General features: G+C 40.7%; 13 protein-coding genes and 2 pseudogenes. 8 read left to right on the top strand and 7 right to left on the bottom strand.

Annotated features, from left to right (window positions below; all coding sequences use genetic code 11):
• Positions 1-164: 164 nt before the first annotated feature.
• Both D0T49_RS08790 and mscL read right to left on the bottom strand, forming a co-directional pair.
• Positions 165-1,157, bottom strand: a complete 993-nt coding sequence (locus tag D0T49_RS08790) for a class I SAM-dependent methyltransferase (RefSeq protein ID WP_163630448.1) — start codon at positions 1,155-1,157, stop codon at positions 165-167.
• A 191-nt stretch (positions 1,158-1,348) separates the two neighbouring features.
• Positions 1,349-1,777, bottom strand: coding sequence for a large-conductance mechanosensitive channel protein MscL (gene mscL / locus D0T49_RS08785; protein WP_163630446.1), 429 nt, complete (start codon positions 1,775-1,777; stop codon positions 1,349-1,351).
• Positions 1,778-2,037: 260 nt separating this feature from the next.
• Between mscL and D0T49_RS08780 the strand changes: the two genes are divergently transcribed.
• Both D0T49_RS08780 and D0T49_RS08775 read left to right on the top strand, forming a co-directional pair.
• On the top strand, positions 2,038-2,676 hold the full coding sequence (locus tag D0T49_RS08780; RefSeq protein WP_163630444.1) for a hypothetical protein: 639 nt from the start codon (positions 2,038-2,040) through the stop codon (positions 2,674-2,676).
• Between the two features lie 132 nt (positions 2,677-2,808).
• Positions 2,809-3,801, top strand: coding sequence for a class II fructose-bisphosphate aldolase (locus D0T49_RS08775; protein ID WP_163630441.1), 993 nt, complete (start codon positions 2,809-2,811; stop codon positions 3,799-3,801).
• 77 nt (positions 3,802-3,878) lie between these two features.
• Here the strand turns inward: D0T49_RS08775 and D0T49_RS08770 are convergent, their stop codons facing one another.
• Entirely contained in the window at positions 3,879-6,086 is a 2,208-nt protein-coding gene (locus D0T49_RS08770; protein WP_163630439.1) for a M60 family metallopeptidase, read from the bottom strand.
• Positions 6,087-6,384: 298 nt separating this feature from the next.
• Between D0T49_RS08770 and D0T49_RS08765 the strand changes: the two genes are divergently transcribed.
• Entirely contained in the window at positions 6,385-6,849 is a 465-nt protein-coding gene (locus D0T49_RS08765) for a hypothetical protein (protein WP_163630437.1), read from the top strand.
• 121 nt (positions 6,850-6,970) lie between these two features.
• On the opposite strand, the gene D0T49_RS08760 is transcribed toward D0T49_RS08765, so the two are convergent.
• From D0T49_RS08760 to D0T49_RS13230, 3 genes and pseudogenes are all read right to left on the bottom strand, one after another.
• A complete protein-coding gene (locus D0T49_RS08760) occupies positions 6,971-7,507 on the bottom strand; it encodes a hypothetical protein (RefSeq protein ID WP_163630435.1) in 537 nt (178 codons plus the stop codon).
• Between the two features lie 234 nt (positions 7,508-7,741).
• Positions 7,742-10,150: pseudogene (gene purL / locus D0T49_RS13235) on the bottom strand (phosphoribosylformylglycinamidine synthase); the annotation flags it as partial.
• Between the two features lie 93 nt (positions 10,151-10,243).
• Positions 10,244-11,869 (bottom strand): annotated as a pseudogene (locus tag D0T49_RS13230) (AIR synthase-related protein); the annotation flags it as partial.
• Between the two features lie 489 nt (positions 11,870-12,358).
• Here D0T49_RS13230 and D0T49_RS08750 point away from each other — a divergent pair.
• From D0T49_RS08750 to D0T49_RS08730, 5 genes are all read left to right on the top strand, one after another.
• Positions 12,359-16,891, top strand: coding sequence for a cadherin-like beta sandwich domain-containing protein (locus D0T49_RS08750; protein ID WP_163630431.1), 4,533 nt, complete (start codon positions 12,359-12,361; stop codon positions 16,889-16,891).
• 57 nt (positions 16,892-16,948) lie between these two features.
• Positions 16,949-17,815 (top strand): hypothetical protein, encoded by an 867-nt coding sequence (locus D0T49_RS08745; RefSeq protein WP_163630429.1) that lies wholly within the window; start codon positions 16,949-16,951, stop codon positions 17,813-17,815.
• 215 nt (positions 17,816-18,030) lie between these two features.
• Positions 18,031-18,450: an ACT domain-containing protein gene (locus D0T49_RS08740; protein ID WP_163630427.1), complete on the top strand. Its 420-nt coding sequence runs from the start codon at positions 18,031-18,033 to the stop codon at positions 18,448-18,450.
• Between the two features lie 31 nt (positions 18,451-18,481).
• Entirely contained in the window at positions 18,482-19,780 is a 1,299-nt protein-coding gene (locus D0T49_RS08735; protein WP_163630424.1) for a phenylacetate--CoA ligase family protein, read from the top strand.
• 110 nt (positions 19,781-19,890) lie between these two features.
• The gene (locus tag D0T49_RS08730) at positions 19,891-21,246 is read left to right on the top strand and encodes a pyridoxal phosphate-dependent aminotransferase (RefSeq protein ID WP_370519647.1); all 1,356 of its coding nucleotides are present in this window, start codon (positions 19,891-19,893) and stop codon (positions 21,244-21,246) included.
• A gap of 318 nt (positions 21,247-21,564) precedes the next feature.
• On the opposite strand, the gene D0T49_RS08725 is transcribed toward D0T49_RS08730, so the two are convergent.
• A complete protein-coding gene (locus tag D0T49_RS08725; protein WP_163630422.1) occupies positions 21,565-22,395 on the bottom strand; it encodes a leucine-rich repeat protein in 831 nt (276 codons plus the stop codon).
• Positions 22,396-22,623: the final 228 nt, after the last annotated feature.

The following is a 22,623-nucleotide window of genomic DNA, read 5'->3' as shown; positions in this document are numbered from 1 at the left end:
AGGGAAGATTTTTTAACGCCGTCTGCTCTTATTTTTCGGCTCACCGGACAAGGTCAAAAGAGTACCTATAACAGATTGAAGATACATTCGACATTCTTTGTCATGTATTCAGTTATATTCTATTAATATCATTTAATCCCCATTATCAGAGATGAGACTTTTAATCACTTATATTCTTTTTTCCGTAAATAAAAGCAGGCACTATCGCCGTCGTTTTCACGATTCAACCTTTTTGCCATTTCTGCAAATGACTTTAGCTCTGCTTTCGAAAATGAAACTGATGTTTTATCCTTTAACGATACGTCTTTCAGATATTTTTCACTACCGATAAACTGGAAAGGAGTGGAATCGAAAATTACTTTTTCCACAGTCAGGTTAGCCCCCTCCGCAAGCATTGCAATACTTTTTGTAGTATGCAGAAAAAAGTGTCTCGGAGCATCAATCTGCGCCCAGTTCTCTTTGTACTTCCTCCAAGCATAAGTCCCCGTTACCGGAATCCGGATAAGGAGGCATCCCCCGTCGCGGAGCAAATCACAGGCTTTTTTCATTACCTCGGCAGGGTTTGGCATGTGCTCGAATGAATGATGCAGCATCACCAAATCAAACTTCCCCGCAACCTCATCAATCTGCTTTTTGTAAATAGTCAGGTTCGAATCGTACCGGATATCTTCCTTTATGTAGGGGTCAGCCCCTGTCAGATTACGGAAACCTATTCGCTGTAACCTCCGCAACAGAGAGCCATTACCGCAACCTATGTCTAAAATGGAGGAATCAAAATCGCATAGCCCCTTTATAAGCCAACTGTTGTAAGTATAAAACTTAGTACTCAACCGGCTCAATGCTTTATTATTCCCTATCCTGGCTTTAATCAAAGACCTTACGGCAAGCCACCTCGCCGACTCTACCAAAGAATTTTTCTCGTAAATGGAAGAGTTGTACGAATAGTAATCAGAGGGGTAATACTTATCAATGTTTTCAGGAAAGTTTTTTATTTGCAGACAACCGCATGTGGAACATTCAAAATAGTCAAACTCATCTCTCAACCCCAGATGAAGTTCTTTTACACGGTATGGTTCATTATTTTTCCCATTTCCGCATATTCTGCAAGTATTTTCTCCATCAACCACAACGTTACTATTTAAGTGTCCCTGCTCCATTTGTTCGTTTTAAAAAACTTCCTTTTTTTGCCACATAGTACACTTACAAAGCACATAACCTATGTGTTCTATATGAAATCTATCTGAACCTATGTGGCGAAAAACATATAGAAACTATAACAAAAAAGAAAAGTTTGTTTCGATACAAATATAGCTCAAAACAAACTTTTTATCAAAATAAAGGGTAGTTTTTATTTTTTCTCTTTCAGCAAGTCGCGGATTTCAGTCAGCAACACTTCTTCTTTGCTTGGTGCAGGAGGTGCAGCCGGTTTAGCCTCTTCTTCCTGTTTACGCAAATTAGAAAGTTTATTAATTCCCTTTACAAACAAGAAAATCGCAAGTGCCACAATCAGGAAATCGAACGTTACCTGTAAAAAATTACCGTAATTCAGGGTAACAGCAGCCTGCTGAACACCATCAACTATACTTGCCGGACGTAAGGTTACGGCTAAATCAGTGAAATTTACCCCACCAATGAGCAACCCGATAGGAGGCATGATAATATCCGAAACAAGCGATGACACAATTTTACCAAAAGCACCACCAATTACCACACCGACAGCCATGTCTATCACATTGCCACGCATAGCAAAATCTTTAAACTCTTTAAAAAATCCCATAATCTATGTTTTTAAATATGATTTATAAATTATACCTTTCCGAAAGATTAACAAACAGTTTGAAATAATGTTTTGTTTTTCTCAGGTTTCAAAATAACTATGTTTTTTTATACTTTTGTAAAAACCAGCCAATAGCCCCCAAAAAAGAAAAAAACAGATATGCAAAGAAAGAAATAATAAATTATACTCACAAACATAAATTTTGACAATAACAATCACCCCCGCTACCGCGAAGTTGTACTTCGTGGTTTGCTCGGTAAGTGCAAGGTATTTCAAATGATTGCCTTGCAAGCAAACCACAGGCTACAAGCCTGCCCCCCTGCTACCGTGCGAATCTTTCGCGTGGTAAACTTTTTTTTATCAAGCAATATAAAGAACTATTCTTTAATAAAATAGACATTCATTATTCTGAAAGTCAATTCCAAGAGGCTATTAAAAGAACAGCAAATGAACTGGAATGGAAAATAGTAAAAAACAATAAGAAGGAATTTCGAGCAAAAAGAAATGAATTTATAAGCTTATGGGGAGAGTCCATCACAATTATCAAAGAAAACGGCTGTATTTATATTAATAGCATCTGTGACCCAGACAAGTGGGCTTCCATAACATCATACGGCTGGAATAAAAAAAACAGAAATACATTTTTAAAACATTTAAATAATGTAATTGATGGCACTGAAGAAATACCTTTAATAACCAAAAAAGAAAATGAATGGTCTGCAAAAAGGATAATAATCAGAATAATTGCATATCCTCTTTGTTTGTTATTCATAGTACTTGGGATATACATGCTTTTTGCAGGCATATCACCCAAAAACATGTTTGCAGGAGTATGTATGATAGGATTGGCAGTCATATATTTATACGCAGATATTAAGTTGATAATAACTAAAAAATAAGAAGTGTATTACCACACGTCTATTTTTTACTTTTATGAATTATTCCTAAATGTTTTGTTTCGTTTTTCACAATCGGCAAAAAAACACTAATTTTGTGGTTTGAAAATTATCAAACTAATAAAACAATAAATTATGGTAAGCTACAAAGAATTAGGGTTGGTCAACTCTAAAGAAATCTTCAAAAAAGCAATGGAAGGCAAATATGCTATTCCGGCTTACAACTTCAACAACATGGAACAAATGCAAGCTATCGTTGCAGCTTGTGTCGAAACCAAATCGCCTGTTATCCTTCAGGTATCGAGCGGTGCACGTAAATATGCAAACCAAACTTTGCTTCGTTATATGGCACAAGGCGCTGTAGAGTATGCTAAAGAACTTGGATACGAAATTCCTATCGTACTTCACTTAGACCACGGTGATACTTTTGAGCTTTGCAAAAGCTGTATCGACATGGGATTCTCTTCGGTAATGATTGATGGTTCGCACCACTCATACGAAGACAATGTTGCTTTGACTAAAAAAGTGGTTGAATACGCACATGCTCACGGTGTAACTGTCGAAGGTGAATTAGGAGTGTTGGCAGGAGTTGAAGATGATGTAGTAGCCGAACACCACACATATACGCAACCCGAAGAAGTAGTTGATTTTGTTACCCGCACCGGTGTTGACTCGTTGGCTATTTCAATCGGTACTTCGCACGGAGCAAACAAGTTCAAACCCGAACAATGTACCCGCGACGAAAACGGTATCTTGATTCCACCTCCATTGCGTTTCGACATTCTGGAAGAAATTGAAAAACAAATACCCGGATTCCCTATCGTATTGCACGGAGCATCTTCAGTGCCACAAGAGTATGTAAAAATGATTAACGAATACGGTGGAGCTCTGAAAGATTCAATCGGTATTCCTGAGTCACAATTGCGTAAAGCTGCTCAATCGGCTGTATGTAAAATCAACATCGACTCGGACGGACGTTTGGCTATGACTGCTAAAGTACGCGAAATGTTCGCAACTCAACCGGCCGAATTCGACCCACGTAAATACTTAGGTCCTGCACGCGATGAGTTGAAAAAAATGTATATCCACAAAAACAAAGAAGTATTGGGAAGCGCCGGAAAAGCATAATTTCAATATCCTTCTAAACATAAAAATTATAAAGGCTGCCCTGTTGAGCAGCCTTTGTTATTTATCATCTTTGTAGCTTAATGAACACGTACTTTCGCACCCTTTACAGGAATGGCATAAATAGCCAACAGATTTTTATCGCGGTCGTCTCTGAACGAGATTGAGGGGAAAGGAGTAACCAACAAAGGCTTTCCGTTGTAATAAACCTCGTACACAGCTACATTCTGCCAGTCTGTTATATCAATCGCATTACCTGTCCATTTCACCTCACCTTTTACAATCGCCGCATCGGTCTTAAACATCTCAACATTTCCATCGTGAATGTACTGTATATTCTGAACAGGCTTTTTATACTTGCGTGCATATCTCTTCAAATCATCAACCTGTTTCTGAGTTATTGTAAAACTTCGGCTATAATTTACTTTCCCTTGAATGGAGCTAAGGTCTTCAATCGTTTCTTTCATTGGCACCAGCATACCCCATTTTTCAAAAAAGCCGGTAAAATCCGTCTGAGCCACATCACAGCATATCTTCATGAATTGGAGTTGCTGTTCGGCATCGCTTTCTATCATAGGGCTTGTACGTATTTGCTCGTGCACATCAGCATAAAAATCTTTTTGCCCGTTTACCTGCGAGTTATACAACTCTAATTGCCAAAACGGTATCAATTTACAAAACACATCGCCATGCTTCATGTGCGAAACACTGCCTGCCACCATTTCGGTAAAACCTTTCTCATACCGGTTTCTCCAATAGCCGTCAAAATCGGAACGAAGCACCTCTGTTTCCAAACGCGAAGGAAGCCCAAAGGCATGCTGCACATACATAGAATATACATTATTCGAAACTTCGGTAAGCCCCACCCATTTGAACCCGACAGTTTGGTTTACGTGCCCTACCTCATGAGCAGGCCCCCATATTGCGTCGCCTCTCAATTTCTGAGGAACACATATACTTTCCATCGACCCCTCGCTGGCACCTACCCGATACCATGTAGCAAACATAAACGCGCCTATCTGCGGAGCCAGCTTTTTCGACAGGTAAAAGTATAACCTGTTTTTGTTGGCACGGTGGTATTTATTAAGCCCGATAAATTCGGACTCGAGCCATACAATTGAATCATATACGCTTACAAGCTCCTCAATGTCGGGAGTATATTTTTTAAAATCGCTGACAGCATAAGTCAGATGCGAGTATTTTCCTAAAACATCCATATAGGGAGACGTAGCCGAATTGAGCATCCGTTCCCAATCGGCATTGGTGTGTTTAGCAATGTCGAAAACTCCGTTTATACGGCCTGTGGCAAAATGTATTTTTACCGGTTTTGCATCCTCTTCGGCCGAGTTGTTAATCACGTATAGCAACCCCTCGTCTTTAGCCGTTATTTTGTTGAGCCCTTCTCTGAGATAATAGGATGTGAATACAAAGTCTTTTTCCATATTCAGCGACAGTAATACAATACTTTCGCCGGAGAGTTCGCCTACAAATATATAAAGCTCATCACCCTCTTTTGTATATATTCCGGTAGGATTATCCAACAGGCTGTAAGGTGTTGATTTGTTTTCCATAGCAACCATATACGGATGAGGGTAAGCCTTATACTCGCGCACCCTTTCTTCAAGCGGGTATGTATTGTAGTACAAAGCCGATGCAAGCTCGCGGTATTCTGTATTTTCTATTTTCCGGATGTCGCTTTTAGAAACACCTTTTTTCAGAGCCGAACATGTACCATCTGTGAACACCTCCGGAATCGGATTTTTAGGAGTGCGTTTGTAAAATTCCATTTCGGCGCAACTTACAAATCCAAGCCCACCGTAACCCAACCCCGATTTCACCACAAATCTAACGGATTGTATGTTGTTCTGACTTTCGGGCAATTCTATTATTCCGGCTTCCGAACGACCCTGAAAGTTATAATCGCCAACCTTTTCATAATCTTCGTCCGTAGCGGTTTTAGTCCATAGTTCAAACTCTATGAAATTCCCGTTTACCCCATCGGTACGCGGATAATATATAATATAATCCAGCGTATCTGCTGCGTTAAAATTGTAAGTCAACGAAATAGGAAACCGGGCTCCACGCCACGACGAATGGTATAACGTTTGCAAATCGCCATCGAAAGAGCGGTCGATATTTTCACCCGGCTGATGTTCTGATGCATTGCCGGAAACAACCGTAATTTTCACATCCCCATTATAATCCCAAGGGGGCGAAGTAGAGGTAGGCACCTTGCTACAAGCTGCAAGTAGTCCGACAATTAAAAGAAAAGGCAGCAGTTTTTTCATGATTAGATGTTTTTCGTTAAACAATAGCAAAAAGCGCAAGTTAAATAAAAACCCGCGCCTCTCAAAATATGTGTTCAACGGCATAAGTAATTTTAATAATTACAAAAACAATTTTACAATAACACCGCCTGCCTCGCTCGTTCAGCAACAAAAAACAAGATAACAACAAGAATATCAGCTCATTATTTGGCAAGCGACACAAAACCGCTGTACTCTTAAATAAAATCGAAAGATTCGCATAGAACATTTCAAGGTGAGAGTTGTTCTCTTAATAAAACAATTTATCAATCAGAAAAAAATGAAAGCAAAAAATTTACTATTTATCATGATTAGCCTTATTGCTGTCACTACCGGATGTAAAAGCACCGAAATTGATACAAACTTAGGCAAAGGCTCGATGACATTCGACGGAAAAACATATACGTTAAATCATTTAGCAATGGCTACTACGCATACATCTGACAACCTATACACGCACAATGCAATAATTAGGGAGAAAGGGAATCAAAATATCGTATTCAGCTTTTCGGTAAAGGACGATAATGCCCGAAACGAAATAAACGTTGGGAGTTATAACACAACGATACATGGCGATTATACAGCACGTTTCTCAACAAGCACCGAAGGTGATTCTTTGGAGGGGGTTTTGAAAGTAAGCGCATCGAAAGATGAATATACGTTCAGTTTCGAAGGAACAACAGTAGATGAAACTACCCCCTCGAAAACAGTGGTAGTTACATACACCGGAAAAATCTCAAATTAGCTCTACCTTATCACTGTCGCATAATAATTATACGCGATACCGCTGTAGGGTAATTGAATTTTGTAGGGGCGAATGATTATTCGCCCTTGTACGACAGACGGAAAAGAGTTTTTCTGATGAATTAATCAATCTTTTCTTCTTCTACTCCATCATCGGCTTTTTTGCTAATAAAATCGGCAACCCGTTTGTTATTTGCAACCAATAAATATCCAATGACTAATTTAACTAAACAGATAATAACTAATTGAAATCCGGCATTGACATTCAATGCAACTTTTTGCTGATAGACAATAAATATCTGTCGGCATAGCTCAGGGAAACTCTGAATAAAAACAACCCCTCCTACCACCACAACGGCTATTCGCAAAATAGCTGACGTTTTTATATTCAAATCGATACGTTCTTCGGTAAATCCCTGATCCAAACGAAGAATTTTATTCAACCATGCCGGAGCGAAAAAAAATGCTCTGATAAGAAAAAAATAACCCACAAATACTGCAACGATAAGCAATACCGCAATTATGATAGGGATAAATTCGTGCCGATCCCATATGAAAGGGATGGTTGCCGCAAGTTGCACGATTATCTGAAAAACACCCAGTAATAAAAATATTCCAAGCACTTTCAATAAGATATTCCAAAATGTTTTGATTGACATAACAATAGATTTTAGAAGTTAACAGGGTTTATATAAAGGTGCAAGTTAATAAAAAAAGTCTATTTCAAAAAAAAAACAATCTTAGCACGCAAAAATCGTGCAGAAGCAATGAATAAATCCAATTTATACTATACTTCTATCAAACGGATTGTAGGGGCGAAAAATCTTTCGCCCTGATATTAAATTGAATGGAAAAAAGAGGGGCGAATAATTATTCGCCCCTATATAAAAAATTTACTTTTGTTTTTCCACCCATTGGCGGGCATTTACGAATGCTTCCACCCAAGGGGTTATTTGGTCTGAATTGATGCGGTCGGCCGGATAATGTGCGCACTGCCACGGGAATATGGCACGCTCAGGGTGCGGCATCATAGCCAAGTGACGACCATCGGCCGAGCAGATACCTGCCACATTGTAGTCCGACCCATTAGGATTGGCCGGATAACCCTCGTGCATATATTTAGCTATCACGTTGTAAGCAGATTCTTCTTTTGGCAGATAGAATTTACCTTCGCCGTGCGCTATCCATACTCCTATTTTGCTTCCCGAAAGCGACCCGAACATTACCGAATTATTTTCAGGAATGGTAAGCCCTACGAAATTCGATTCGAACTTATGCGAATCGTTATGCAGCATTTTCGGTTTTACATCATGCTCAGGCGTTATCAAGCCAAGTTCCGCCATCAACTGGCAACCGTTACATACGCCAAGGCTCAGCGTATCAGTACGCTTGTAGAAATTATCAAGCGCTTTTTTCGCTTTCTCGTTATAGAGGAATCCTCCCGCCCAACCTTTGGCCGAACCAAGTACGTCAGAATTTGAGAATCCGCCACAGAAAACTATCATATTCACGTCTTCCAGCGTTTCCCTGCCCGATGCAAGGTCGGTCATATGAACGTCTTTTACATCAAATCCGGCAAGGTAAAGCGCATAAGCCATCTCACGTTCGCCATTAGTACCCTTGTCGCGTATGATTGCGGCTTTAACACCGCTTGCCTTTCGGTCGGGCGATATGCCGAACTGCGACAATTTTCCTTTGAACGATTCCGGATATTTATATTCCAAAGGCTGGTTTTTATAATTGGTATAACGTTCTTCCGCGCATTTTTCGCCGCTTTGCTTGCGGTCGAGCAAGTAAGACGAGCGATACCATAGGTCGCGCAATTCGTTGATTGCAAAAGCGTATGTTGTTTTCTTTTTCTGAATTTCCAAACGGCGTTCAGCTATCGGCTGTGCTATCCGTGCAAATCCTACTCCATTATCTGAGAGGATTTTTTCGACCGCTTTTTTATCTTTTACCTGAATGAGTACTCCCGGATTTTCAGCAAACAGGATATTAACTATCGAGTTTTCGGCTACAGCATCCAGATTTACGTTCAACCCACCCTCTCTGTTGGCAAAGCACATCTCGAGCAATGCGGTAATCATACCACCTTCGGAAATATCATGCCCTGCCAAAATCAGATTCTTATTAATTAACTCCTGAATGGCATCGAAAGCTGCTTTGAAGTATTCCGAATCTTTCACAGTAGGCACTTCGTCGCCTACGCGGTTCAATACCTGAGCCAGCACCGAACCACCCAGTTTATGTTTGTCGAACGAGAAGTCGATATAATAAACCGCCGTGTCTTTATCATTTACAAGCACAGGGGTAACTATCTTTTTTACGTCGGCAACTTCTGCTCCGGCTGATATAATGACCGTTCCCGGTGAGAATACCTTGTCTTTTCCATATTTCTGAGTCATGGACAAGCTGTCTTTTCCTGTGGGGATATTGATTCCCAAATCGCAGGCAAAATCGCTACATGCCTCTACCGCTTTGTATAGGCGTGCATCTTCGCCCGGATTTTTACAAGGCCACATCCAGTTGGCACTCAGCGATACGCTATCCAAACCTTCGGCCAACGGGGCCCAAACAATGTTGGTCAATGCTTCGGCAATAGCCATTACCGAGCCTGCGGCAGGGTCGGCCAATGCCACCAGCGGCGCATGTCCGATAGATGTAGCGATACCGCTCTTGCCACGATAATCCAATGCTACCGCACCCAAATCGGCCAATGGAAGCTGCAACTCTCCAACACACTGTTGTTGTGCAATCTTTCCGGTAACCGAACGGTCTACCTTGTTCGTAAGCCAGTCTTTACAAGCCACCGATTCTACTTGTAACACCTGTTTGATATATTCCTGTATCTTTTCGTCGTCGGCTTCTACTGCTGCAAATTTTTCATCCAATGTACTGTCTTTAATAACGGTACGCGGAGGATTTCCGAAGAAGTCAGAAAGTTGCATATTGATAGGGCATATACCGGCCCCCTCAACTCCCCCTAAGGGGGAGCTATTGAGTGCAACTTTAATAGTTTGTAGCACTGAATCAGTGTTTGCCAATACTTCTTCGTTCGTAAACCGGATTAGCTTATATCCCAAATCTTCAAGAATTTCAGTTCTTAATTTATCTGCCTTTTCGATTTCCGGCTCGTTGTGATATCCTCCATCAACTTCAACTATTAATTTTTTCGACAAACAAACAAAATCAACGATAAAGTCATCAATAATATGTTGACGTCGGAATTTATCTTCTAATTTTTTAGCACGAAGCATTTCCCAAAGAGCGCTTTCCGCTTCTGTTGAAAATCTACGCATCTCTTTCGAATGCTTAATGAGAATATTATAATTTTCTTTCTTTGCAGTTTCGTATTTAGGTGAACTGCAATCCCCCCTTTGGGGGGTGGGGGGGCAGAAGCTTAACTGCATATCGCCTGTAGTTTCGCCTACTACGTACATAGGTGCACGCTCACGCTCGGCAAGGCGTTTTATACGTTCTACGTCTTTCTCTTTTACAAGGAATCCCATGCGCTCCTGACTTTCGTTACCAATAATTTCTTTGGCACTCAGAGTAGGGTCGCCCACAGGGAGTTTCGACATATCTATTTTTCCTCCGGTAGTTTCTACCAGTTCCGACAAACAGTTGAGGTGTCCGCCTGCGCCGTGGTCGTGAATTGACACAATCGGGTTATCGTCCGATTCGGCTAATGTACGGATAACGTTTGCTACACGTTTTTGCATTTCGGGGTTTGCACGTTGTACGGCATTGAGCTCTATTGCATTATCATATTGCCCTGTCTCAACCGACGACACAGCACCGCCACCCATACCAATGCGGTAATTGTCGCCTCCCATTACCACTACTTTTTCGCCCGGTTCGGGAGTGCCTTTTAGTGCATCTTCTTTTTTACCGAATCCTACACCTCCGGCAAGCATGATTACTTTATCGTAACCGTAAGTTTTATTATTTTCTTCGTGCTCAAATGTCAATACCGAACCACAGATAAGCGGCTGACCGAACTTGTTACCAAAATCGGATGCACCGTTTGATGCTTTTATCAGAATTTGCTCTGGCGTTTGATACAGCCATTTACGAGGGTCGAGGTATTTCTCCCAAGACCTCACCCCTAGCCCCTCTCCTTGAGGAGAGGGGAACTCCGGACGCGGATAGCTGGTCATATAAACCGCAGTTCCGGCTATTGGCAAGCTGGCTTTTCCTCCGCCCAAACGGTCGCGGATTTCACCACCTGTTCCGGTAGCTGCACCGTTGAAAGGTTCTACTGTAGTTGGGAAATTATGTGTTTCGGCTTTCAGTGAGATAACCGATTCTACCTCTTTGGTTTGGAAAAAATCGGAAGTATCGCCTGTTTTCGGGGAGAACTGCTCAATTTTTGGACCTGCATTGAAAGCAACATTGTCTTTATATGCCGAAACAAGGTTGTTCGGATTTACAGCCGATGTTTTCTTTATCAGGTTGAAAAGTGATGATTCTTTTTCTTCGCCGTCGATTATAAACTGACCTCCAAAAATTTTGTGCCGACAATGCTCCGAGTTTACCTGCGAGAACCCAAACACCTCGCTATCAGTCAGTTTACGTCCCAGTTTTACACTTACACTATTAAGGTATTCAATTTCTTCGGTGCTGAGCGCTAATCCTTCCTGCTCGTTATATGCTGCAATGTCGTCGATATATAATATCGGGGCGGGCTGCTTGTCGATAGTAAAAATATCCTGATCCAAACCCTCGTAAATGCGTTGTAGCATGGGGTCGTGGTCGCCATCAGCAGGTGCGGGGTAAAACTCCTCAATACGCAAAATGCCGCTGATTCCCATGTTTTGTGTGATTTCAACGGCATTTGTACTCCAAGGAGTGATCATCTCGCGGCGAGGGCCTACGAATTTTCCTTCGATTGCCTGCTCCGAAAGCGGCTTTGCTTCGCCAAAAAGCCAAATCAGCTTACTGATATCGTTATCACTTAATGAATTGCCGGAATGCACTGCATAAATGTGCTGCTCGGAAGTGCGGAAAAAATGAATCATTGTTTTTTCTGAATCAAGAATCAAGAGCCAAGAATCAGGACACTGATTTTCAGTTGCTTGATATTGTTTTTTAATGTTAGATTTTTCAACGAAAAGCATGTACAATAAGCATGCTGAAAAACAACACAAAGATAATATTTAATTGTGGTTTGAGAAAGAAGAAAAAGATGATAGTCTTGTTTTTGTTTTTTTCTTAAATACAACTCAGCGATTCTTTGCTGTTTTTTAACTAAAGTCTGATTCGGAAAAGAAGAGAAAAAGCTGATTTCACAGGATATCGTATTTTAAAACCACCTGACAATCAAATATTTGATTCCACCATTAACAGTTATAACACACAAAGCTAAATAATACCGAAAATACCTTAGACTCTGTTAATATGTCTCCCTTTTCTGATAATATCTCCACATTACCGCATTTGATATCCTTTAGTTTTGTCCTTGTTCAAAAGATTATTAATCAGTCTAATATATTTTAAATTTATTTATCATGAGAAAAAAATTTACACAGTTGTTAATATTAGCAACAGTTATTCTCCTTGGTGTAGTGCAAATGAATGCACAAGAAGAAACCATTTTTAATGTGGATTTTACCCAATGGGAATCACAAACAATTGGAAACACGAGCGCCGAATCAGAAAACGAAGTTAACGGTATAACCTTCCATACCTATAATAAAAGAGTATTCACCATTGCTAATGGAATCGGCATGACATGGTGCAATAATAATTTTGGTTCAAAATATTGGCTGGCAATACCATTAACAGGTGTAAATGGCTCAATTACAGTAAGTGTAAATAATGATGCCACTACAAGTGTAAAATACGAGGTTCATGCAGGTTCTACAATTCCAACTTCAATTGGCAGTGGTACTGGTACTGCCTCAACTGCAGGAAACCCAACTTCTTTTACTATTTCAGGCTTAACAGGTATTGACTATATCTTGGTTTTAGGAAGAAATGGCGGTAGTTACAGTAATGTTAAATCAATAACAGTTACTACACCAAAATCTTCTACTGCTTCAGTAACTACTACTCCTGATGCTGAGACAGGGCTTTCTTTTGGCTCGATAGCCGAAGACGCTACAAGAAACCTGACCTTAAACGTAAAAGGGGTTGATCTGAGTGGTGATTTGACAATTTCGTCGGATAATACGGCATTTTCTTTAGGTGCAGTAACTACAATTGCTAAAGCTGATGCTGAAAAAACAACGGGTAAGGATATAACAGTAACTTTTGCTCCGAATGATGGCGCAAAAACCTACGAAGGTACAATAACCATTAGTGGCGGTGGTTTAACATCTCCGGTTGCAGTGCCGGTTGCTGGTACTGCTACAGCAGCTACTACTCCATTCATTTCTTCGCTCGCAATGGAGACTGACGGAATAACTAAAGAGACAACTATCATTGGAACAGATATTACGGCCGTATTCCCTTATGGAACAGACCTTACCGCTGTAACTGTTGCCAATATCGAATACGGAGGCAATGCCGACCATTACTCTCCTACCGAGGCACAAAATTTTGAAACCGCTACTGATAATACTATTGTATATACTGCTTACAACACTGACGAAAGCCAAAGTAAAGCATATAATGTAACCATTACTACCGAAGCACCGAGCACCGATGCCACGTTGAGTAATATTTCATTAAACGGAGTAACTATTGACGGATTCGACCCCGAAACCGAAGATTATACCTACACGTACGATTTTGGGACAACACCTCCCGTTCAGGGTAATTTTACAGCAACAACAAACCATTCGGGTGCTACTCATGATATTACTACCGTAGATAATAAGATAGTAATAACAGTAACAGCACAAGACAACAGTACTGAAAAAACTTATACCATAGAGTTGGTTGAAGGAGCAGAGGTAACTGATGTTTATATCTATTTTGGAGCAAAAAATACTTTATATAATTCTACCGACCCAACAAAAGCTTCGGGAGACTTGACAGAAGTACCTGCAACAAGTAACGCGTCATGTATGCCAAGTGGTATTACAACAGCATACAGGACAAGCACTATAACAATATTTACTTTTACATTAAATTCGACTACAGCTCAAGACATCATTATTCATGCATACGCAGGAGGTAATGGCGAACGTAAATTTAAATCTGTGGAAGTAGATGGAGAAGATATTACAAGTACTGTGATTGTTGAAGGAGCAATTAATGATAGAAATAAATGTACGCCACTCACTTTAAAAGGAATTAATGCAAAAAAAGGCTCTGTTATCACATTTAATTTTGAATCGAGTATTGCGCTCAATTACCTGCAAGTTACCCCAATACCTCCTACACCATCTATCGCTACTTTGACCGCTACAGTGGGCGAAGACGCAGTAAATGGTGTTGTAAAAGACGATGAAGGCACTATTAAGGTGGAATTTCCTACCGGAACCGACCTTACAGCGGTTGCAATAGATGTTACATACGACGGAAACGGACATCATCATACTCCAGCAGGAGCACAAAATTTTGCAACGGCAACCAATAACACCATCGAATATACTGTTTACAACAGCAGCGAAACTCAAAGCAAAACATACAATGTAACTGTTACCGCTGTCGAAAGCAATGACGCTACATTAAGTGATTTGAAGGTAAACGGAGAAACTATCAAGGATTTTGCGCCGGATAAAACCGAATATGAAATAGAATATCCTTATGGCGAAACAGCACCTGCCGATGTTATAATAACAGCAACTCCAAATCATGCAAATGCAAATGCAGGCGAACCTACCCGAACCGGTAACACAATAACAATCAAAGTAATAGCCGAGAATGGTGCAGAAAAAGTTTATACCATAAGCTACATAGAAGCAGCCCCAAGCAGCGATGCTAAATTGAGCGACTTGCTATTGGATAACATAACTATTGACGGCTTTAACGCTGCCACATTTACATACAATGTGAGCCTGCCTGCCGGAACTACCGTAATACCGACAGTAACAGCTACTGCCGCTAATACTTGTACAATAAAAGAAGGCGATATAACGCAAGCTACTCTACCGCTGCCAGGCTCGGCTACCATTGTTGTTACAGCACAAGACAACTCGACCACACAAACGTATACAATCAATTTTAAAGAAGCTACCCCTACCCGCTTACGAGTAACAGAAGAAATATCTTTTGATTTGACAAAAGATGTGATTGACGAACAAAATTTTATAGGTTGGGCTTATGATGACAAATGGCAAAATGGGACATACTGCAACTTACCTTCAAATACTTATCCTAATGTAAGTACAAGCAGAAACCTGACATTCAAAGTAGATAATGCTGCCTCTTTTGATATAACTGTTCAATGTGGAAGTACTGGTCGTGGCATTAAAGTTACTATAGGGAACAACGAGCCTGTGACCAAATCGCATGAAGGTACTGGATGCGAAATTATATCTATTCCAATGGGAGAAAATACCGGAGAAACGGATATTATTATCACTTCTTCGAACAATTCGGTTTACCCAATCAAAATAACATTCTATCCCGTAACGTCTCAGGCTCCTGTGGCGACCGAAGCCAGTGGTGCTTGGTCTGACCCTGCCACATGGGAAACTGCAGGTGTACCTACCGCAACTTCGGATATTATTATAAAATCAGGACATCAGATTTCAGCAGATGCAGACGTTACTATAAAATCTGTTGAAGTAGAGGCCACAGGAGATTTGGTTATCAATGAGAATTTGACATTAACAGGCGACCTTATTTTGTCGAAAACACAAGCAGGGGGATCGTTATTACACAAAGGGGCTAATGGCAACTTATCCGTAACAGGAAAAACGTATGTTAAAGTTTCGTTTGAACATACCGACCGTTGGAATTTTGTAGGTTTCCCGTTTGAGGTATCAGGAGTAACAGATGCCGACGGTAATTCTGTAACACATCAAACCGACTACTGGTTACGAAAATACAATGTAGAAAAGCGGGCAAATGGAATTGCAGCATGGGAAGATGCCACAGAAACGTTGCCACAAAAGGGAGTAGCTTACATCATATGGGCACCCGCCCGAATTGGCACTTTGATTTTCGAAGTTGCATCGGGTACCGACATGGTAGATGTATTTGCTCTCGACCCAACAACCCCGGTATCTTTATCTTTCCAAGAAGCACAATCGGGGTCGAATGCCGGTTGGAACTTCATTGTACACCCTTCGTTTTCCGATTGGAATCTGGACTTAGAGGATACACAGTTCCGATACAAATATAATTATACAGCCGACGATTACAGTACCGAATCGGGAACAGGCATAGGCTGTACTAATGATATATTTAGTGCGTATTTCGTAAAAACACCCGACGTAAGCACCTGCGATATAAAATACTGTATCCCCGGCAACCGCTCGGCTGTTGCCCGCCTCAACTCTATGTCATCAGAACGCATCAGCCTGAAACTTAATAATAATGGATACGATTACAAAACGGTGGTAAGGATACATCCCGAAGCTACCGAAGGATATGATAATCTGTACGATGCGCCTCACATGATGGCTATGTTAAGCAGCACACCACAAATTTACTCGCTGATAAATTCGGGTAAAATGGCTATAAACTCCTTACCAAAAGATGGAGCTTGCCCTATTGGAATACGTGTAGCTGAGGCCGGAGAATATACAATCCGCTGGGACAATGGTGTGGTATCGCAAAAAGCCTACTTGTTCGATTCGGAGACAAACCGCTCCATTAATATGAATTCGGAAGAAGAATATACCTTCATTACCGAATCGGCCGGCGAGATAAACAACCGCTTCCAAATCAGTTTTGCCCCCAACTCGACAACCGTTCATCGCACGGGAGAAAATACTGACGTGAAAATATATACACAAAAAGGTAATCTCGTAATCGAAGGGCTTGCAGAAAACACTTTTGTCAGAATATATGACATTGCAGGAAATCTGATACATAACCGGATAGCCGGTTCTGCAACAGTCACTACCCGTTTACCACAGGGAATGTATGTCGTTGAGTTGGGCGAAAACAGTAAAACAAGAGTGAAAATAGTTAATAATTAAGCTTTTTGGGGCCATTTATTAGGCCCCAAAACTTCTAAGATAAAATACATACAAATTATGCAAAAATATATTATCTATTTACTTTTTATATTGGGTTTCTGGACAAACATATGTTCAGAAACCACTTCACCAAACAATCCGGTAAAAGGTCCTGCTTACGAGCTCAACGGTAAGCTGAACGAGAGCAGTAAGACCACCTTGTTCGGAAGAAACATCGACATGGCAACGGACAGAGTAAAAAAACAGTATTTTACCGGTAAAGGAATTTTCAAATTTCTGAAACCGAATTATACCGGCAATAACGATTTATCTCAAAATAACTCTTCATTAGAAAAAACCGTTGGCATTGCTCACAATGATAACAAAAAAGAAAATACCTTTTTTGAAAATGGCTTTTTCGAGAGAAAAACAAATTCCGTAGCCATTCATAACAACAATACAGGTGCGCCGGTACTCAACAAAAACGTATTGTTAAGCCCTCCTATAGTGACAATAAAGGGGAATAGCTTTGATAAGGTAAAAAGAAAAAATAATGTTAACGCTTATGATTTACCGGAATACGCTGTTAATACCCAAACCATCAATTACAGTATGCCCGACAATGCAACCAAGAGAAGCATAACGCCCATTCACATTGTACTCGCAGCAAATAACAATAATTATAATAATAAAAGTATGAAAAATACAACCAACAACGAACATTTTGCCAATGTATCGCATATCAATTTTACTGATTATACGGCACGCCAACCTTTTGATGAATACTCCGATATAATACAATTATCAGGCGACACCCCTCCGACTAATCCTGCCGAGCCGGGAACACCCATATCCGGAGGTATATTCATACTGCTTCTTTGCGCTATGGGCTATATGTTTTTAAAAAAGAAGCAAGCCAAAAGAAAGGCTTTAGGTGCTAATTAATACCAACTTAGCAGTTTAAAAAAATCACTAAACAATCAACCTCACCGAAAATTATTATTGATAATTTTCGGTGAGGTTTGTTTTTTTTGAATAGCCCCAATATTATTATTGCCTAAAATAAACACCTTTTCTCAAGCATTTTATTTAAATTTGCAAGCTATTGGCTATTTTAGCTTGAAAGTTATAAGTTTTTTACGTACTAAATAATACAAATTATGACTATACGCCAACTATCTGTTTTTTTGGAAAACAAAACCGGTTATCTGAACGAGATGCTGGCCCAACTGGCAAAGTATAACATCAATATCATTGCGCTTACCGTAGCCGACACAAGCGAATACGGCATTGTACGCATGATAGTGTCCGACCCTGAAAAAGCACTCGATATATTGCGCGAGGGGCAATTCACCGTACGCATGCACGATATTCTATCGCTGGAAATGGATGCTGCACCCGGTTCGCTGTCGAAAATACTAAACCTGTTTACCGAAGCCGATATTTGCATCGAGTATGTATATGCTTTCAGTTTCGGCAGCAAATCCATCGTGGTGTTCCGCACCAACAACCGCGATAAAGCAATTGAAATAATTAACGAAAACAAACTAAAATCTATCCGCGAGGCGGATTTAAAATAACAACAACCCCGCAGAGAGGTTTGGGATAATTATGATTTGGAATAAAGAAATAGAGTGTATGCCGCGCGAAAAAATGCGTGCACTTCAGACTGAGCGTTTAAAAGAGTTGGTAAACCGTGTTTACAACAATGTGAGTTTTTACCGCCAACGGATGGACGAGGCAGGTGTAAAACCGTCGGACATAAAAACGTTGGAAGATATATCGAAACTTCCCTTTACACACAAACAAGACCTCAGGGATAATTATCCTTTCGGGCTTTTTGCCGTACCGATGAAAGACATCGTACGTGTACACGGCTCGAGCGGCACAACAGGAAAACCAACTACAGTAGGCTACACAAAAAACGACATCGACAATTGGAGCGAAGTGGTAGCACGCAGTTTTACGATGGCAGGCATTAGTTCCGACGATATAATGCAGGTGTCTTACGGCTACGGCTTGTTTACCGGTGGGCTTGGCGCACACTACGGTGCCGAGAAGGTAGGTTGCTCGGTCATACCCATATCGGGAGGCAACACACGCCGACAATTGCAACTGATGGCCGATTTCGGCTCTACTGCCTTAGCTTGCACGCCCTCGTATGCACTCCATCTGGCTGATGCTATGGCCGAACACGGCTACTCGCTAAGCGATATGAAACTGAAAGCAGGGGTGTTTGGTGCTGAACCGTGGACTGAAAATATGCGCAAGGAACTGGAACGGAAATGGGGTATCAAAGCATTTGATATTTACGGGCTAAGCGAAATAATGGGCCCCGGAGTATCTCACGACTGCGAATACCATTGCGGGCTTCACGTACACGAAGACCATTTCTTCCCCGAAATAGTTGACCCCGAAACAAAAGAGCCTCTACCCGATGGGCAAGAAGGAGAACTGGTATTCACCACTTTAACCAAAGAGGGTATTCCGCTTTTGCGTTACAACACCAGAGATTTATCGACCCTTTACAGAGAAAAATGCGAGTGTGGACGTACGCTGGTGCGTATGAAAAAAATAACCGGACGCAGCGACGATATGTTGATTATACGGGGAGTGAATCTTTTCCCATCGCAAATAGAGCATGTATTGCTCGAACTTGGCGAAACAAGCGCACATTATATGCTGTATGTCGACCGTAAGAATAATCTTGACACACTGGAACTGAAAGTGGAACTTGACGAATCAAAACTGACGGATACAATACGCGACCTGCAAAACCTTTCGCGCAAGATAGAGCATGCTCTGAATAGTGCTATAGGACTGAGTGTAAAAGTAACTTTGGTAGAGCCTAAAACCATTGCCAGAAGCGAAGGAAAAGCAAAAAGGGTGATTGACAACAGAAATAAATAAATACAAGCCCCTCCAAACCTCCCCGCCCTCTCCCGCCTTTCAGGCGCCCTCTCCAAACGGAGAGGGAAAAAGGAAAAATAGTTTTTGGGAGGCTTTAAAAATCTTTGATTATGAATACTTCAGAAAATAAACATATATCTAAAGTCCCCCCTATGGGGGATTTAGGGGGCCTGAGTCGCACATTAGTAGATGGGCTATTTGCCGAATTCGGGCAATCTGACATAAATAGCCTCTCCATCCGCGAAGTAGGTAAACTTGTAGCCACTATAGAGCAACAAAGCGGAGTAGAATTTATCCATATGGAGATGGGAGTTCCCGGTCTTCCTGCTTCAAAAATCGGTACCGATGCCGAAAAAGAGGCATTAGACAAAGGACTGGCTTCCATATATCCCAGCATCGAAGGTATCCCGTTTGCCAAAAAAGAGATAGCACGCTTCGTAAAGATGTTTATGGACATAGAGGTACCTGAGGCGTGCTGCATCCCTACTGTTGGCGGGATGCAAGGTAGTTTTGCCGCCCTGCTTGGGGCTGCGAGAACTAACCCCGAAAAGCCTTATACGCTTTTTATCGACCCCGGATTCCCTGTGAATAAATCGCAATTGCAACTGATGGGCGTACCATTTAAAACCTTTGACATTTTGAGCAACCGAGGTGATAAGCTACGCGAAAAACTGGAATCGTACCTTAAAGAGGGAAACATCTGCTCTATCTGTTACTCGTCGCCAAACAACCCTGCGTGGATTAGTTTTTCCGAAAAAGAACTGCAAATAATTGGCGAACTGGCTACTAAATACGATGTGATAGTGGTGGAAGACTTAGCATACTTCGGGATGGATTTTCGCCAGCACTATGGCGCACCGGGCATTGCTCCATTCCAACCTACTGTAGCACGATACACCGACAATTATATCCTGATTATGTCGGCCTCCAAGATATTCAATTATGCAGGGCAACGTATCGGCATGATGATTATAGGAGATAAAATACGCACAAGGAGCTATCCTAACCTTAAAAACTATTTTACCAGCGATGTATTGGGGCATTTCATCCCCTATGGCATATTATATGCTACTACCGCCGGAACATCGCATACCGCTCAATATGCACTTGCAAGCATGCTTAAAGCTGCCAACGATGGCGAACTGGACTTTGTAAGCGAACTGCACAATTATGGAGAAAAAGCCCGGAAGATGAAATCTATCTTTCTCAAACACGGCTTTTATATCGTTTACAACGATGAAGATGGCACGTTGGCCGATGGCTTTTACTTTACCATTGCCTATCCTGATATGACAAGCGGCGAACTCATGCGGCAATTCCTTTATTATGGATTAAGCGCAATATCACTCTCGATAACAGGAAGCGAAAACCAGAACGGACTGCGTATCTGTGTTTCATTTGTCCGTCCGGAGCAAATAGACGAACTTGACAAAAGACTTGCGCTTTTTGTAAAAAACAGAGAGTAATCGTTTGTATTCTAAGAGGTTGTTTAAATTTTTCACAAAGAAACTGTTATAGTTTTACATATATCTTTTTCGCAATAAATTATGTCCTTTTTTGTGACACGAAGTTGAGTGTAGCTAAATTTCACCTCTCATTTTACTCATTTAGCCCGCTAAAATCGTAAAATGNATTTCCCTAAAAAATTACCAAAATTTATCTTGCGAGTAAAATTTAAACAACCTCTAAAGCATCCTCAAAATAACAAAAAATCCCCCGTTCATTTTCATCATCAATAAAAAATGAACGGGGATTTTTCATTTAATCCTTTTATCCAAAAAGCATTATTTCACTATTACTTTTTGGGTTGCATCTTTTATACATACTACATAAATTCCTGCAGACAAAGGTATGTTTAAAGTAGGCTCCAACGCTTTTGCTGAAGCAATCTTCTGCCCTTGCATATTATAAACCAAAACGGTATTGCCCTCAGCATTATCAATTACTAATTGGCCCTCAGCCGCATATACACTTATGCCTAACGACTCTATCCCACACAGGCCTGTAGGTGTTTGTAGCTTTTTAAAATCTTTCCACTGATCAGCAGCTTCGTACAGAGCTTCTGTTCCATCCGGAACATTTAGTGTGCCATATGCTGCAGTAATTGAAAATACATCTGCCTCTAAGGTCACTTCATTAGGATTTTCCCAATGTACTGTTACCGAATACGTCCCTGCCCTATTCGATGCAAAAGCTTTCTCACCTATAGTTGTTACCGAGCGTGGTATATCAAAAGACAATAGTGATGTATGTGCAAAAGATTCTTCTCCAATTGTTTGAACCCCATCCGGTATATTTACAGATGTTAATTTGGAACTTGCATAAAAAGCAGAATTCCCAATGGTTTTAATAGTATTGGGCAGCTGTACTGATTGCAGACTGCCACACCAACCAAAAGAATTGCTTTTAATAGCGGTTACCGTATAGGTTTTGCCTTCATATTCAACAGTTGAAGGGATAACAATATCTCCTGTATATTCTCCAATCGATTTATAAGAAGCAGTAGCCTCTTCTCCGGCAAATTCATACCAAACATCATCAACTTTAACCGCTTGCCCCCATGCGTGTAAGCCCGCAATTAAACATAATACTAAAACTAAGTAGATTTTTTTCATTTTTTGTAAAATTAAAATTATATATTAGGATATTAAATAAATCACAACAACTTAGAGAGGTTGTTATAGTTAATAACAACATACTATCATTTTAGTTCTGTTTATCCTATATACTAGGTTACATATATTTTTGACGAAAATGAAACCTGTATGAAAACAGTCATTTACCGGATGATAATTGAAAAACAATCGTTATTATAAAAAACAGACAAAGGAACAACTTTAAGG

Source organism: Paludibacter sp. 221, from assembly GCF_010501035.1.
Taxonomy (GTDB): domain Bacteria; phylum Bacteroidota; class Bacteroidia; order Bacteroidales; family Paludibacteraceae; genus QVMH01.
Note: the sequence above shows the minus strand (reverse complement) of the source record. Positions and strands in the feature narration are given on the sequence as shown.